General features: G+C 47.4%; 10 protein-coding genes and 7 tRNA genes. 6 read left to right on the top strand and 11 right to left on the bottom strand.

Annotation, left to right across the window (positions count from 1 at the left end; genetic code table 11):
• Positions 1-376: 376 nt before the first annotated feature.
• Positions 377-1,600 (bottom strand): bifunctional glutamate N-acetyltransferase/amino-acid acetyltransferase ArgJ, encoded by a 1,224-nt coding sequence (gene argJ / locus NE671_RS04895; RefSeq protein WP_021650304.1) that lies wholly within the window; start codon positions 1,598-1,600, stop codon positions 377-379.
• A 101-nt stretch (positions 1,601-1,701) separates the two neighbouring features.
• Positions 1,702-2,742, bottom strand: coding sequence for an N-acetyl-gamma-glutamyl-phosphate reductase (gene argC / locus NE671_RS04900; RefSeq protein ID WP_015526006.1), 1,041 nt, complete (start codon positions 2,740-2,742; stop codon positions 1,702-1,704).
• A gap of 528 nt (positions 2,743-3,270) precedes the next feature.
• On the opposite strand from argC, the gene NE671_RS04905 reads away from it, so the two are divergent.
• Together NE671_RS04905 and NE671_RS04910 are read left to right on the top strand one after the other, a co-directional pair.
• Positions 3,271-4,503 carry an argininosuccinate synthase gene (locus NE671_RS04905; RefSeq protein ID WP_015526007.1) on the top strand — a complete coding sequence of 411 codons (1,233 nt, stop codon included), beginning with the start codon at positions 3,271-3,273 and terminating at the stop codon, positions 4,501-4,503.
• 139 nt (positions 4,504-4,642) lie between these two features.
• A complete protein-coding gene (locus NE671_RS04910) occupies positions 4,643-5,587 on the top strand; it encodes a DMT family transporter (protein ID WP_161209426.1) in 945 nt (314 codons plus the stop codon).
• A 54-nt stretch (positions 5,588-5,641) separates the two neighbouring features.
• Here NE671_RS04910 and NE671_RS04915 read toward each other — a convergent pair whose 3' ends face one another.
• A complete protein-coding gene (locus NE671_RS04915) occupies positions 5,642-6,031 on the bottom strand; it encodes a metal-dependent transcriptional regulator (RefSeq protein WP_161209400.1) in 390 nt (129 codons plus the stop codon).
• A 262-nt stretch (positions 6,032-6,293) separates the two neighbouring features.
• Here NE671_RS04915 and NE671_RS04920 point away from each other — a divergent pair, with 262 nt between their 5' ends.
• From NE671_RS04920 to NE671_RS04930, 3 genes are all read left to right on the top strand, one after another.
• Complete coding sequence (locus tag NE671_RS04920) at positions 6,294-8,045, top strand: ABC transporter ATP-binding protein (RefSeq protein WP_173733966.1); 1,752 nt, start codon at positions 6,294-6,296, stop codon at positions 8,043-8,045.
• Between the two features lie 11 nt (positions 8,046-8,056).
• Positions 8,057-9,943 (top strand): ABC transporter ATP-binding protein, encoded by a 1,887-nt coding sequence (locus tag NE671_RS04925; RefSeq protein WP_173722830.1) that lies wholly within the window; start codon positions 8,057-8,059, stop codon positions 9,941-9,943.
• Positions 9,944-10,090: 147 nt separating this feature from the next.
• Positions 10,091-11,137 (top strand): transglutaminase domain-containing protein, encoded by a 1,047-nt coding sequence (locus tag NE671_RS04930; RefSeq protein WP_059086789.1) that lies wholly within the window; start codon positions 10,091-10,093, stop codon positions 11,135-11,137.
• A 131-nt stretch (positions 11,138-11,268) separates the two neighbouring features.
• Here the strand turns inward: NE671_RS04930 and NE671_RS04935 are convergent.
• From NE671_RS04935 to NE671_RS04965, 7 genes are all read right to left on the bottom strand, one after another.
• A tRNA-Leu gene (locus NE671_RS04935) sits at positions 11,269-11,348 on the bottom strand.
• Positions 11,349-11,415: 67 nt separating this feature from the next.
• A tRNA-Lys gene (locus tag NE671_RS04940) sits at positions 11,416-11,488 on the bottom strand.
• An 11-nt stretch (positions 11,489-11,499) separates the two neighbouring features.
• Positions 11,500-11,571 (bottom strand) — tRNA-Gln (locus NE671_RS04945).
• A gap of 10 nt (positions 11,572-11,581) precedes the next feature.
• Positions 11,582-11,655 (bottom strand) — tRNA-His (locus tag NE671_RS04950).
• Positions 11,656-11,660: 5 nt separating this feature from the next.
• Positions 11,661-11,734, bottom strand: a tRNA-Arg gene (locus NE671_RS04955).
• 18 nt (positions 11,735-11,752) lie between these two features.
• Positions 11,753-11,823, bottom strand: a tRNA-Gly gene (locus tag NE671_RS04960).
• 27 nt (positions 11,824-11,850) lie between these two features.
• Positions 11,851-11,925: transfer RNA gene (locus NE671_RS04965), tRNA-Pro, on the bottom strand.
• A 262-nt stretch (positions 11,926-12,187) separates the two neighbouring features.
• On the opposite strand from NE671_RS04965, the gene NE671_RS04970 reads away from it, so the two are divergent.
• Entirely contained in the window at positions 12,188-12,961 is a 774-nt protein-coding gene (locus tag NE671_RS04970; RefSeq protein WP_173758581.1) for a hypothetical protein, read from the top strand.
• 68 nt (positions 12,962-13,029) lie between these two features.
• On the opposite strand, the gene NE671_RS04975 is transcribed toward NE671_RS04970, so the two are convergent.
• Positions 13,030-15,573, bottom strand: a complete 2,544-nt coding sequence (locus tag NE671_RS04975) for a histidine kinase N-terminal 7TM domain-containing diguanylate cyclase/phosphohydrolase (protein ID WP_059086788.1) — start codon at positions 15,571-15,573, stop codon at positions 13,030-13,032.
• Between the last annotated feature and the right edge of the window lies 1 nt (position 15,574).

Consider the following 15,574-nt stretch of genomic DNA (forward strand, 5'->3'; position numbering starts at 1 on the left):
GCCGCTTCCGACGCGCTTTCGCCGAAGGCGAACAGCTCGTCAGTCTGCCTTCAGCGACTGACGTCTAACCCGACATAACTTCCGGGCTCCCGCTCTGAGGGTTCTCACGTTCGTCACTCAGTCTTCGTCAACTACACCTCAACACGCCTCAACTTCCGGGCTCCCGCACTGCGGGTTCTCACGTTCGTCACCCAGTCTTCGTCGACTGAAGTTCTACATGCCACAGCCAAGCGTGCCCAACGGAGGGGGTTCTTAGGGGGAGCGTGCGGGCTTCGCAACTTTGAGCTCGCTCCCCCTAAGGGTTTTCTCAGCTTACAAACTGAAACAAAACTACAACTAAAATCCACCATAAAAAACATTCTACAAAGCTCTTACATCAAGAACGATAATCCGCATTGATCTTTATGTAATCATAGGTGAGGTCGCATCCCCACGCAGTTGCGGATGCATCTCCCATCTTCATATCCGCGATGGCTGTCACTGCCTCTTCTGAGAGGATCTTAGTTGCTTCCTCTTCGCTGTAGCCTGTAGAAACTCCATTTTCGATGATCTTGATCTTTCCTGCTTTGCTCTCAAAGTAGAGATCTACCTTTTCCGGATCGAACTGGACGCCGGAGTAGCCGAGGGCGCAGAGGATTCTTCCCCAGTTTGCGTCGTGGCCGTAAATGGCTGCCTTTGTTAAGGAAGAGGTTACTACGGATTTACTTAAGGTTACGGCTTCTGCCTTGGTGGCTGCGCCGATGACCTTGACCTCGAAGAGTGCAGTTGCACCTTCTCCGTCACCTGCGATCTTTTTGGCAAGGGTTGTGTTTACGTAGTTAAGAGCTTTTTTGAACTCTTCATAATCTGCGTTTTTCTCTGTGATCTTCGGATTGCCGGCCTGGCCGTTTGCAAGGAGGAGGACGGTGTCGTTTGTGGAGGTATCTCCGTCAACGGATACCATGTTGTAGGTGTCCTTGATATCCTCGCTGAGTGCCTCCTGAAGAAGCTCCTTGGAGATATCCACATCACTGGTGATAAATCCAAGCATCGTGCACATGTTGGGGTGGATCATTCCAGAGCCCTTGCACATACCGCCTACCGTTACGGTTTTTCCACCGATCTCGATCTCTACCGCTGCCTCTTTCTTCTCGGTATCTGTTGTCATGATGGCTTTTGCTGCCTCAAGGCCTGCCTCGCGGCTTCCCTCAAGCTTCGGTGCCATGGCTTTTACTCCGTTTGCGATACGGTCGATGGGAAGCTGCATTCCGATGACACCTGTGGATGCTACCAGTACGCTGTCTTCCGGGATTCCAAGGCTTTCGGATGCTGCCTTGGCGGTTTCCCTGCAATAGCCGAAGCCTTCCTCACCGGTACATGCGTTGGCGATTCCGCTGTTGCAGATCACAGCTCTTGCACCCGGGTGATTATATACAATGTCCTGATCCCATCTTACAGGAGCTGCTTTTACCACATTGGTCGTGAAGGTTCCTGCTGCCACACAGGGAACCTCACTGAATACCATGGCCATATCGGTACGGCCTTTATATTTGATCTCTGCTGCAGTTGACGCTGCCTTAAAACCTTTTGCGGCTGTAACGCCGCCGTCGATGATCTTCATATTATATATCTCCTCTCAATGGTGATGCCAGATCGAATATCGCCGTTCATTCGTTTAAAGTCCTTCGGCATCCTCCATATTTTATTTGTGATCTGTCTGTTTTACGGGCACATCGGGATCTGTTTCAGTCCTTCGTTCTCGTCAAATCCAAACATCAGGTTCATGTTCTGAACAGCCTGTCCTGCTGCACCCTTTACCAGGTTGTCGATAGCGCCCATCATGATGACTCTCTTTGTTCTCGGATCGATCTTGAAGTTCACGTCCACAAAATTGCTGCCTTCTACATTTCTTGTCTGCGGGCATACATCCTTGTTCAGGACACGTACAAAAAACTCGTCTTTATAATATTTGTCATAGGCTGCTTTTACTTCCTCGTAGGTAACATCCTTGGTCAGGGAGGCATATGCTGTTACCAGGATTCCACGGTTCATCGGAACAAGATGCGGGGTAAAGTTGATCATCACTTCCTGTCCGCATGCATATCCAAGCTGATCCTCGATCTCCGGTGTATGTCTGTGTGTGGCAACACCATAAGCTTTGATGCTTTCGTTTACCTCACAGTAGAGATTCGGAACCTTGGCTCCTCTTCCTGCTCCGGAGGTTCCGGACTTGGCATCAATGATAATGGTATTCGGATCAATGAGGCCTTCCTTTAACAGCGGATAAATAGACAGTGTGGAGCATGTCGGATAGCATCCCGGGTTGGCGATCAGCCTTGCATTCTTAATATCCTCACGGTTGATCTCGCAGAGGCCATAAACAGCTTCCTCGATAAACTGCGGAGCCTTATGCTCGATTCCGTACCACTTCTCATATTTTTTCACATCTTTAATACGGAAATCTGCGCTTAAGTCGATCACCTTACATTTGGAAAGGATTTCTTCATTAATAAGGGATGCACAAAGGCCCTGTGGTGTTGCTGTAAAGATCACATCCACCTCATCTGCAAGTGCAGCCATGTTGTCATCCATACATTTGGCATCCACCAGCCTGAAAAAATTCTGATAAATATCTGCATACTGCTGATCTATGTAGCTTCGGGAGCCGAACCATTTGATCTCAACGTCCTTGTGTCCAAGAAGAAGTCTTACGATCTCATTTCCTGCGTATCCTGTCGCACCGATAATTCCTGCTTTAATCATCTTTCACATTCCTCCTCTGCCGTTTTCCTACGGCTTAATACACCCTGCAGAAGCGCTTGCTATTCTTATTTATGCCTCTTTTTTATGTCTTCTGATATCTGAACCTTCTGCACAGGTCAGACGGACATCTTAAACCAGTCTGTACTGCCAGCTCGTATGTCCATCTTATCAATGGATAGATTATACATCTTCTCTGCATATTATGCAATAGTCATTTTCTTTGATTTTTCACGGTCTTTTCTGTTTTTCCTGTATTTTCTTATAATACCACCTACTTTTAGATGTATTTTTATGCAAATTTTTTTTCATATTTTTCAAATTATCTCTTGCATATTTATAAAATCTGGTGTATATTAAGCCATGTCGACAGGACAGCCGAAAATTTTGTTTTGTTGTACATGAATATTTATTCACTCTGGTAAAGTTATAAAACAGCATAATTTTTTTCCAGATAACGTAAAAAAATTCACCGTCCCGGAAATGTCCGGAGCGATACAAAATCAAAAAAATCCCAGGAGGACATATATTATGAAAGAAAAAGTTGTTTTAGCGTATTCCGGTGGTCTTGATACCACAGCCCTTATCCCGTGGCTGAAAGAAACCTTTGATTATGACGTTGTCTGCTGCTGTGTAAACTGCGGACAGGGAAACGAACTGGACGGTCTTGAAGAGAGAGCAAAAATGTCCGGTGCTTCCAAATTATATATCGAGGATATCGTCGATGAGTTCTGCGATGACTTCATCATGCCGTGTGTAGAGGCTGGTGCTGTATACGAGCATTCCTATCTTCTCGGAACTTCCATGGCTCGTCCAGTCATTGCCAAGAAGCTGGTTGAGATCGCACGTAAAGAGGGTGCCGTTGCTATCTGCCATGGTGCTACCGGTAAAGGAAATGATCAGATTCGTTTCGAGCTTGGCATCAAGGCTCTCGCTCCGGACATCAAGATCATTGCTCCATGGCGTATGACAGATCTGTGGACCATGCAGTCCCGTGAAGATGAGATCGAGTTCTGTAAGGCTCATGGCATCACTCTTCCATTTGATGCAAGTCACAGCTACAGCCGTGACAGAAACCTCTGGCACATCAGCCATGAGGGACTTGAGCTTGAGGATCCATCCCAGGCTCCGAACTATGATGACATGCTTGTATTAAGTGTAACACCGGAGAAGGCTCCGGATAAAGAAACTGAGATCACCATGACATTCGAGCAGGGTGTTCCGAAAACACTCAACGGAAAAGCAATGAAGGTTTCCGAGATCATCACAGAGCTGAACAAGCTTGGCGGTGAGAACGGCATCGGTATCGTTGACATTGTTGAGAACCGTGTTGTTGGTATGAAATCCCGTGGCGTTTATGAAACTCCTGGCGGAACGATCCTGATGGCAGCACATGACCAGCTTGAGGAGCTGATCCTTGACCGTGAGACAATGGAAGCCAAGAAAAAGCTTGGCAGCCAGTTTGCACAGGTTGTTTACGAAGGAAAATGGTACACACCTCTCCGTGAGGCTATCCAGGCATTTGTTGAGTCCACTCAGAAATATGTTACCGGTGAGGTTAAATTCAAGCTTTACAAAGGAAACATCATCAAGAATGGTACAACCTCTCCGTACAGCCTTTACAATGAGTCTCTTGCTTCCTTCACAACCGGTGATATGTATGATCATCATGATGCAGACGGATTCATCACTCTGTTCGGTCTGCCGCTGAAGGTTCGTGCCATGAAGCTTGCAGAAGTTAAGAATAACCAGAATCAGAACTAATTTTGTTGGACATTGTTCCGACAGATCATAAGAATGCCCCGGGAATCTATATAAGTTCCCCGGGGTCTTTTGTTATATACTGCTTTGAGCACATAATACCTAATAAACGAAAGGATTTTTTATCATGAACTCACAGAAAATGCCTCTGAAAAATTCTCTCTGCCTGCTTCTGGCCGCAACGATCTGGGGAATCGCCTTTGTTGCCCAGAGTGTGGGCATGGAATATGTCGGCCCCTTCACCTTCAACGGCGTCCGTTCCCTGATCGGCGCCGCTGTCCTGGTTCCGGTGCTCTTTATCCTGAACCGTTCCGGAAATAAATCCTCTGCTGCCACAGACTCCGCAATACCGGAATCCTCATCAACACCTTCAGAAAAAGCGGTATCCCCCACGCCATATAACAGCCGTGACCTGTGGCTGGGCGGCATTGCCTGCGGATTTGCTCTTTTTGCTGCCAGCAGCTTCCAGCAGTTTGGCATCCAGTACACAACAGTAGGAAAAGCTGGCTTCATCACCGCCTGCTACATTGTCATCGTCCCGATCATTGGAATTTTCCTGAAAAAGAAATGCAGTCCCTTTATATGGGCAGCCGTTGTCATGGCACTGGTCGGACTTTATCTTCTCTGCATCACAGACGGATTTTCCATTGACCTCGGAGATATTCTGGTGCTGGTATGTGCTTTTCTCTTTTCCCTGCACATTCTGGTGATCGACTATTTTTCCCCGAAGGCAGACGGTGTAAAGCTTTCCTGTATCCAGTTTCTTGTCTGCGGGATCCTGTCCATGATCCCGGCACTTATTCTGGAACATCCGCAGATTTCTTCCATTCTCACTGCCTGGCTGCCGATCCTGTATGCTGGTGTGATGTCCTGCGGTGTTGCCTACACCCTGCAGGTCGTAGGCCAGAAAAATGTGAATCCCACCGTTGCTTCTCTGATCCTTTCTCTTGAATCCTGCATCTCCGTGCTTGCAGGCTGGGTGCTCCTGGATCAGAAGCTTTCCATAAAAGAGCTTCTTGGATGTGTCATCATGTTTGCAGCCATCATCCTGGCCCAGCTGCCAGAAAAAGAAAAAGATAATAAATAAAAAACAGGCAGCCGGTTTGGTATTTTACCTTCCGGCTGCCTGTCTGCATGTTTCTTATTCTGCTGTTTCTTCCTTCTTAATAAAGTTATTATAATGTGCCTTGATCTTCTCAAAGCTCTCCTGGCTGATGTCGTGCTCCATCTTGCAGGCATCCTCCATTGCGATCTCTGCCGGAACCCCAAGTCCCTCCAGCATCCTGGCAAGAACAATGTGACGCTCATAAATCTGATTGGCGATCTCCGCCCCCTTCTCCAGAAGTGTCACGGTACCGTAACGGTCCATGGCAATATAACCATCCTCACGAAGAAGCTTCATTGCGTGACTGACGCTTGGCTTGGAAACACCAAGTCTGGTCGCAATATCAATGGAACGAACTCCTCCTCCTTTTTTGGATAAAACCAGAATTGATTCAAGATAATCCTCCGCTGACTGTCTGATCTCCATATAAAATCCTCCCTGCAAAAATTTAACTCTATATAGACCCTCTAAAGGGACCTGAAGCCCATTCTTTCCCTGTTCTACAGGCGAATATTAACTTTTAATATACCGCTTAAAGGATGTTGTGTCAAGCATTTCGCACATGTTTATCTTGACATTAAAAATAATTTCCCCGATAATAGTAGCTGAACAATATATCTGTTCTATAGCAGCCCGGAATCCTTTCCAGTAGTGCTGTCTTTTGAACAGTAAAGAAAGGAGATTTTTTATGCTCAAAACCCTTCTGGCCCAGGTCAGGGAGTTTAAAAAGGCATCGTTTCTCACGCCTTTTTTCATGATCCTGGAAGTTCTCTTTGAGACTCTGATCCCCCTGTCCATGGCTTCCATCATTGATAAGGGTGTGGAAGCCGGAAATATCGGCCATATCTATCGGATGGGTGCAGTTATGGTAGCTCTTGCCCTGTGCGGACTCTGGTCCGGCGTCATGGGAGGAAAATACGGAGCACTGGCCTCCACAGGCTTTGCCAGAAACCTCCGAAAAGCCATGTACACCAACATCCAGACCTTTTCTTTTTCCAACATCGACAAATACAGCACTGCCGGCCTGATCACCCGTCTTACCACAGATGTGACCAACCTGCAGAACGCCTATCAGATGATCCTTCGTATGTGTACCCGTGCACCGGCCAGTCTGATCTGTGCCATGGTCATGGCATTTCTTATCAACGCAAAGCTTGCAAGCATCTACCTTGTCGCTGTTATCTTCCTGGGAGGCTGTCTGATCTTTATCATGCAGAAGGCCACTGTATACTTCCGGGCCGTATTCCGTAAATACGACGACCTGAACGCAAGTGTCCAGGAAAACATCGGCGCTGTACGCGTTGTCAAGGCCTATGTCCGCGAAGACTACGAGATCAGCAAATTCCAGAAAGCCTGCAACAAAGTATACGAAATGTTCTTAAGTGCTGAGAAGATCGTTGTCATGAACATGCCCCTGATGCAGTTTACCGTTTATGCCTGTATCCTGGGGATCAGCTGGCTCGGCGCCAAAATGATCGTAGGCAGCTCCCTTACTACCGGTGAGCTTATGAGCCTTCTCACCTACTGCATGAACATTCTCATGAGCCTTATGATGCTTTCCATGGTTTTTGTTATGGTGACAATGAGTATTGCCAGCGCAGAGCGTGTTACGGAAGTCATCAATGATACTGCTGACATCACAGATCCGGAGGATCCGGTAACAGATGTCCCAGACGGAAGTATCGTCTTCGATCATGTAAATTTCAGCTATAAGAAAGACAGTCAGGAACCCGTTCTGAAGGATATCAATCTCTCGATCCGCTCCGGCGAGACCATAGGGATCATCGGCGGTACCGGAAGTGCAAAATCCAGCCTTGTCAACCTGATCAGCCGTCTTTATGACGTAACGGATGGTTCTGTTTCCGTAGGAGGCATCGATGTCCGTAAATACCATCTGGAATCTCTCAGAAATCAGGTTTCCGTTGTTCTTCAGAAGAATGTACTCTTCTCAGGAACCATTCTGGAAAACCTCCGATGGGGTGACAAAAATGCCACTGAGGAGGAATGCCGCCGCGCATGCCAGCTTGCCTGTGCCGATGATTTCATCGAAAAAATGCCGGACAAATACAATACCTTCATTGAACAGGGCGGCTCCAATGTTTCCGGAGGCCAGAAGCAACGTCTCTGTATTGCCCGCGCTCTTCTGAAGAAGCCGAAGATACTGATCCTGGATGACTCCACCAGTGCGGTAGATACTGCCACAGACGCAAGGATCCGCCGCGCCTTTGCCGAGGAGATCCCGGATACCACCAAGCTGATCATCGCACAGCGTGTTTCCAGCATCCAGAACGCGGACCGGATCATCGTTATGGATAACGGTGAGATCAACGGTTTTGGTACCCACGAGGAGCTTCTTAAGACTAACGCCATTTATCAGGAAGTATTTCATTCACAGACCGGCGGCGCCGGTGATTTTGACGAGGGAGGTGAACCGGCTTGAAAAAACAGAACATGAAAGGCCCGGGCGGTCCTGGCCCAAGGGGTATGGGAACACCGGAGCAGCCGGGAAAGCTTCTGGGACGCCTTGCCCGTTATATCTTTAAAAACTACAGTATCCATATCGTGATCGTGGTGATCTGCATTTTTGTCAGTGTTCTTGCCAATGTACAGGGAACTATGTTCATGAAAACCCTGATCGACCAGTATATCACACCGCTTCTCTCAGCAGATACACCGGATTTCGGGCCTCTGGCTACAGCCATCGCACGTGTGGCATGCTTTTACGCCATTGGTGTTATTGCCACCTATACTTATAACCGTATCATGATCAATGTTTCCCAGGGAACCTTACGTAACCTCCGAAACGATATGTTTGCAACGATGGAAACGCTTCCCATCAAATATTTTGACACTCACGCACACGGCGATATCATGTCCATCTACACCAACGACATTGATACCCTGCGCCAGATGATCAGCCAGAGCTTTCCGCAGCTGCTTTCCAGTGTGATCACCATCGTCAGTGTTCTTGTAAGTATGCTGATCCTGAATGTTCCGCTTACTGTAGTTACCCTGCTTATGGTTGCCATTATGATGACTGCCAGCCGGAAGCTTGCGGGCTTAAGCGGAAAATATTTCCTGGAGCAGCAGACCAACCTTGGTATTGTCAATGGTTATATCGAAGAGATGATGGAGGGTCAGAAGGTTGTCAAGGTCTTCTGCCATGAGGACGAAAGCATCCGGAAATTCGATGAACTGAACGACCAGCTTTTCACCAGCGCAGACAATGCAAACCGTTTTGCCAACATCCTGATGCCTGTGGTCGCACAGCTTGGAAATGTCAGCTATGTGATCTGCGCCATGGTGGGCGGTATCCTTGCTATCAACGGCATCGGCAGCTTCACACTTGGCGGGCTTGCCAGCTTCCTGACCTTCAATAAGAGCTTCAACATGCCTATCAACCAGGTCAGCCAGCAGTTCAACAGTATTGTTATGGCTCTTGCAGGTGCAAAACGTATCTTTGATCTTCTGGATGAAAAACCGGAAGTGGATGAAGGCTACGTTACTCTCGTCAATGCAAAAGAGGAAAACGGTGTTCTTACCGAATCCGACAAACGTACCGGCCGCTGGGCATGGAAGCATTTCCACAAAGCTGAGGGTACCACTGATTATATCGAGCTGAAGGGTGATATGGTCCTGGAGGATGTAGACTTTGGTTATAATTCCAACAAGATCGTTCTCCATGACATCAACATGTATGCACAGCCAGGCCAGAAGATCGCTTTTGTAGGCTCCACCGGCGCCGGAAAAACCACCATTACCAATCTTCTGAACCGTTTTTACGACATTCAGAAGGGTAAGATCCGTTATGACGGCATCAACATCACCAAGATCAAAAAAGATGATCTCAGACGCTCCATGGGCATCGTTCTTCAGGATACCAACCTGTTCACAGCAACCGTTATGGAAAATATCCGCTACGGAAAGCTGGATGCCACAGATGAGGAGGTTATCGCAGCAGCAAAGCTTGCCAACGCCGACGGTTTCATCCGCAGGCTTCCGCAGGGTTATAATACCCTTCTCCGCGGAAACGGTGCAAACTTAAGTCAGGGCCAGCGACAGCTTCTCTCCATTGCCCGTGCAGCCGTTGCAGACCCGCCCGTCCTGATCCTGGACGAGGCCACCAGCTCCATTGATACCCGTACCGAAAAGCTTGTACAGGATGGTATGGATAAGCTGATGGAAGGCAGGACGACCTTTGTGATCGCCCACAGACTTTCCACAGTACGCAACAGTGACTGCATCATGGTCCTGGAGCAGGGACACATCATCGAGCGTGGTTCCCACGAGGAGCTACTTGCACAGAAGGGCCGGTATTATCAGCTGTATAACGGCTGATCCAGGCTCACAGTTATTTTCGATCTAAAATATTCAATACCAAAAACATGCAGGGTGTATCTTTTCTGATAGTCCTGCATGTTTTTTTATGCTATAATCTTTGATTGAAATCTATTTTTCCGGAAAGGAGTCTCCGTATTTTTATATATGAAACAAACTGAAGAATATTACTACGGCAAAATGTCGAAAGATAAACAAAACGTGTACCGTGCAATGCTTCACGGGCTTATGGAGCTTTCCGACGAGTTCCTGATCCCGCAGGTACCAACCACCGATGGAAACTGGCTCTATGATGTATTTTTCCAGCTTCGTCTGGATCACCCGGAGATTTTCTGGGCTGTGGGGTTTAAATACCGTTATTACAAGGACTCGCCAAATCTGATACTGATTCCTGAATATATCTTCGACAAAAATAAAATCCGGGAGCATCAGAAAGCCCTGGGAGCCCGCGTAGACAAGCTTGTGCGCACCGCCATGAAGTTTTCCGAGTGGGATAAGGAAAAATATGTCCATGACTTCATCTGCGAAAATATCCGCTACGACAAACTGAAAAAGCCATATTCCCACGAGATCATCGGGCCTCTGGGCCATGGTGTCGGTGTCTGCGAGGGAATCGCCAAATCCGTAAAGGTCCTCTGTGATGCCCTTGGTGTATGGTGTATTATCGCCATCTGCGGGAACAATCCGGAAAAAGGGATCAAATACCGTCATACCTGGAACATCGTCCGGATCAACGGACAGTACTATCATCTGGATGCCACCTTCGATAATACTCTGGGCAAAAACGAAGACGGCTTAACCAGTATCCGTTACGATTATTTTAATCTGGATGACAAAAACATCTTCCGTGACCATGAACCACTGATCGCTCCGGCACCTCCCTGCCCGGATGGAAACCACTTTTATTACCGTGAGAAAAAGCTATCCTTCACCAAATTGGAAGACGTATACAAACGTGCCCTCCAGGCCGCAAAAAAAGGCCGCGAATTCACCTTCCACTGGCGAGGCGGATATCTCACCCGTGAAGTCCTCGCAGACCTTGTAGATCAGATCCAGGCCGCAGGAAAGACACGGGACAAAAAAGCCATCATCACACTCAACTGGCCTCAGGCTGTACTTCGATTTCATTTTGTGGAACAGCAGGCGGAAGGGAAGGTGTTTATTGAGGAAGTGAATGAAGGGGAGAAACTGTAACGTCATTTAAGAAATTCGATAGAGTCAAAATGCCACATATCATTATGCATATGTGGCATTTTTCTGTGAATATAATTCTAAAAATTAAAAGACTTTCCATAAATCAGATTTATAGAAAGCCTCTTAAGCACTGCGGATAACAGGACTTGAACCTGCACGGTTGCCCACTGGTACCTAAAACCAGCGCGTCTGCCAATTCCGCCATATCCGCATATTCAATTATATTTTCATCCTGTCTGATGATAAAAAAATAACGGAAAGCAAATGCTTTCCGCTAATGAGGCATCGGGGATTCGAACCCCGGACAACTTGATTAAAAGTCAAGTGCTCTACCGACTGAGCTAATACCCCATAAAAAAGGACTGGGCTAGCTGGATTCGAACCAGCGAATGCAGCAGTCAAAGTGCTGTGCCTTACCGCTTGGCGATAGCCCAATGGGCGAAGGGTGGATACAGGGATTCGAACCCTGGGCCTCCAGAGCCACAATCTGGCGCGCTAACCAACTGCGCTATACCCACCACAACGTGCCTGAAGGGATTCGAACCCCCGACCCACGGCTTAGAAGGCCGTTGCTCTATCCAGCTGAGCTACAGACACATGCTCTCTTCTCAGAGAAGCGGGTGATGGGAATCGAACCCACGTATCCAGCTTGGAAGGCTGGTGTTCTACCATTGAACTACACCCGCATGCTTGCGGTAATAAGTTTACAGCAGTCGGGGTGACAGGATTCGAACCTGCGGCCTCCTGGTCCCAAACCAGGCGCTCTAGCCAAGCTGAGCCACACCCCGATGTACCATTTACTTATGGTTTTTATTAAGTTGTTGTCGTCTTCGTTTGTGTTTCGTTTTCGTTTCCTGCCTGACGACAAGTGATATTATATTATAGCAATCTACAAATGTCAACACCTTTTTTGAATTTTTTTAAAAAAACTTTTTTTCACGTTTTTTCCGCCTATTTAAAGGTTTTCTTGTCATTTGCGACTGGCTTATGGTATCATGAAACCATAATTAAAGTCAAGAAAAAAAGCAAATAATAAGGAGATGTTTTTACATGGATATAAAATTATTTCAGCAGAAGCTTAATGACATCTGTGCCATCGCTGAGGAAAACAATAAGCAGCTCTCCCAGCAGCAGATCCGTGATCATTTCGATGAATCGGATCTGAGCACTTCACAGCTTGTAAAGATCCTGCAGTATCTCAAATTAAAGGGGATCACCATCGAAGGCGCCGATGAAGCTGCCGGCGCTGCCAGAGCAGATGCTGTTTCATCCGAATCCAGCGACAAGGACGAGCTTCCGGGTACCCGTGCTGCTCTTACTGCCGAAGAACAGGCTTATCTCAGTGACTATATGGAAAGCTTTTCCCCGGAAGGACTTGATCCGGATGATCTTGCGTCCCTCTTTCATGCCTTTGCAAAGGGTGACACTGCTGCCGAAGGTGCACTGACACAGTTCTACATGGCTCAGGCAGCCCAGATGGCCGCTGAACTGAACTGTGAGGAAATCCACCTGGCCGATCTCATTCAGGAGGCAAATCTGGCCCTTCTGGCGTCTCTCAAAGAGACTGACCCACAGGAAAAAAACGATACCTGGATGCGTGGTCGTATCCGCAGTGGGATCCTTCATGCCATCGAGGAACAGACACAGCAGAAATTCCGTGACGACTATCTGGTATCCAAGGTAGAAAACCTGGAGGCTGCGGTTAAAGAACTCACAGACGATGATGACGCCACCAAATTCACCATTGATGAGCTTGCCGTGATCCTGGATATGAATGTGGATGAGATCCGGGATGTACTTCGCCTTACCGGAGATGATAAATAAAGCTTTCTTCATATTCTTCACAAAAACGGGTCTGACATAGCTTGTCAGACCCGTAATCTTAATATTCTTTATGCTTTTTCTTCCCGTTTCAACTCCGCCGGTTCTGCCAGATGGATCTTTCCTTCCCGAAATATGTGGATAAATACCTCCGCCATATCCGGATCGAACTGTTTTCCTTCCTCTTCTCTTATGATCCGAAGAGCTTTTTCCGCTGGCATCAGTTCTTTATAACAACGTTTGGATGTCATGGCATCAAAGGAATCTGCGATGCAGAGGATCCTTGCAGATGCCGGGATATCTTCTCCCGCGATCCTCCTTGGATAGCCGTTTCCGTCATAACGTTCGTGATGACCGATAACCGCAGGGATAACATAATCCAGCGACGGAAGGTGACGGATGATCCCGATGGACGCCTCCACATGACCTTTCATGATCTCATACTCTTCATCCGTAAGCTTGCCTTCCTTGTTCAGGATATGCTCCGGGATCCCGATCTTTCCAACATCATGAAGAAGCGCCGCCTGACGGATGATCTCCACCATTTCCGTTGTATAGTTCAGCGCCTTCGCAAGACTTGTTGCGTAATAAGCCACATTGTTGGAATGTCCGAAGGTATAATGATCTTTGGTATCAATGGCTGCAGTCAACGCATAGATCGTGGATTCATAGGACTGATAAATATGTTCATGATCGGATTTCTTACCCGCATTTTCTTCATCCAGGCTTTCCTTCAGCATGGTGTCAAAAATCTCGATGCCGTTTTTACCGCTGCGCTTTACATGATATACTGCCAGGTCCGCATTATCCAAGAGCTCCTTTGCTGAGCGTGCCGCATAAGGCGCCGCACTGATCCCCACGCTTACCGTAAGGATCTTCAGCTTGTAGTCTGCAGAATCGTTGCGCATATGCAGGATCTGCTTCTGTATGGATTCTGCCAGATTTCTGGCGGAAAAAATATCGTAATTTGGCATCAGGACCGCAAATTCCTTGGCACTGTGACGTGCCACATATCCCTGTTCTCCCACACTTGCCTGGATGATATCTGCCACCTTTCGAAGTGCAACATCTCCCTGCTGATTTCCGTACAGCTGATTGTACAGCTTGAAATCATCAATATTGAACAGGATCAGTGCAAGCGAACCCTCTTTATTTTTTTCGTATTCCTCATCCAGGATCTCATAAAAATATTTCCGGTTCAGAAGGCCCGTCAGTTCATCGGTCCTTGCCTCAGTCCATGCCGCCTCATAAAGTCTGGCATTTTTGATGGCAATGGAAGCTACCGAACTGACCGAAGACAGCATGGCCAGATCATTATGGTTCAGATTCCTGTGTCCGTCACCGGAAATCGCAATAATCCCGGCCAGATCATCATTCTGGCGAAGACCTGCACAGTATTCGATACCCAGCTCTGAAAACATATGTTTTTCCGACTCCCACATGGATTTGTAGGCTGTGGAAGAACGAAAATCCCGGATCACCACACAGTCCTCATTTCTGGTAAGCCAGGTGACCACCGGATTATCCGCTTTCAGTGAAAAGGTCAGATCGTTCAACGGACGGTTGCTGTAAACAGCCTGATATTCCCCTGATTTTTTGTCTCTCAGACAAATATAGATCCGTCCTGCATTGGTAGTTTCCTTCAACACATTTACCGTATTGCGCAGGATCTCTCCTACCCGGAGTGTCCTGGATACTGACTGGCTAAAATCTTTCAGCTCCTGAGACTGCTGGATCTCTTTTTTGATAAAAACATTGTTCATCAGACATTTCCACAGCACTGTGACCAGCCATGCAGATATAAGAAAAACGAAAGAAAAGATCAGCACATGATACTCACTGGCTGCAGGGAGCAGCATTCGGATATAACTCATCAGGTACGGTGAAAGATTGATAAACAGTACTACCGTCAGGACCACGCCCACACCAAAGCAAACCCCATCTGACGCAAGACGGCGCATCTGGAACAGCCGTCTTCTGGTCAGTGCATAAAGCATCAGGACAGCATTGATCAGACCGCTGACAATATCGATGGGGAATCCGGAAAATACCGGCACTGCCAGCGCAAGGTTTCCCACAAAAATGATCAGTATCCCCACAAGGATCGGTTCGATCTGTTTGCGGTATCCGGGATGTCTCCGGCATCCGCGGTACATGGTGATAAAGATCTGAATAATGGTGATTCCTGCCACCACAAAGAACAGAAGGAACCAGGGTGTGATCTTATAAACAAAATGCGCACCACCGTTTTTACGGATCAGATCCGGCCAGCGCAGGATGATCCCGCCCGGGATGTTGATTGCAAAAAGCAGCAGCATCAAAAGCAATGGGATCTTGCTTTTTCTGCCCATACGCACTCCCATGAATTCACTGATGAACACATAGTAAAAATATGGCAGAAACAGGATTCCGGCCAGAGACACATAATACCACAGGATGTAAGAGGGTCCTGCCTCCATACGCATCAGAAAAGAGCCCAACGTCCAGCAGAGCATTCCTCCCAGCACACACATGAAACTGTTGATGATCCGGCTGCGCTTACCAGCCAGAAGAGTCAGTATCATAAATGTATAGAAAAAAACTGAAATGATTGAAAATGATATATAGCTTTCCATA

The sequence above is a fragment of the Blautia sp. DFI.9.10 genome, assembly GCF_024461705.1.
In the GTDB taxonomy this organism is placed as follows: domain Bacteria; phylum Bacillota; class Clostridia; order Lachnospirales; family Lachnospiraceae; genus Blautia_A; species Blautia_A fusiformis.

Bases quoted from the DNA above. Each gene is read 5' to 3' on its own strand.
- argC (WP_015526006.1), bottom strand. From the start codon at position 2,742: ATGATTAAAGCAGGAATTATCGGTGCGACAGGATACGCAGGAAATGAG.
- NE671_RS04920 (WP_173733966.1), top strand. From the start codon at position 6,294: ATGCTCAAAACCCTTCTGGCCCAGGTCAGGGAGTTTAAAAAGGCATCG.
- NE671_RS04975 (WP_059086788.1), bottom strand. From the start codon at position 15,573: ATGGAAAGCTATATATCATTTTCAATCATTTCAGTTTTTTTCTATACA.
- NE671_RS04910 (WP_161209426.1), top strand. From the start codon at position 4,643: ATGCCTCTGAAAAATTCTCTCTGCCTGCTTCTGGCCGCAACGATCTGG.
- NE671_RS04925 (WP_173722830.1), top strand. From the start codon at position 8,057: ATGAAAGGCCCGGGCGGTCCTGGCCCAAGGGGTATGGGAACACCGGAG.
- argJ (WP_021650304.1), bottom strand. From the start codon at position 1,600: ATGAAGATCATCGACGGCGGCGTTACAGCCGCAAAAGGTTTTAAGGCA.
- NE671_RS04930 (WP_059086789.1), top strand. From the start codon at position 10,091: ATGAAACAAACTGAAGAATATTACTACGGCAAAATGTCGAAAGATAAA.
- NE671_RS04970 (WP_173758581.1), top strand. From the start codon at position 12,188: ATGGATATAAAATTATTTCAGCAGAAGCTTAATGACATCTGTGCCATC.
- NE671_RS04915 (WP_161209400.1), bottom strand. From the start codon at position 6,031: ATGGAGATCAGACAGTCAGCGGAGGATTATCTTGAATCAATTCTGGTT.
- NE671_RS04905 (WP_015526007.1), top strand. From the start codon at position 3,271: ATGAAAGAAAAAGTTGTTTTAGCGTATTCCGGTGGTCTTGATACCACA.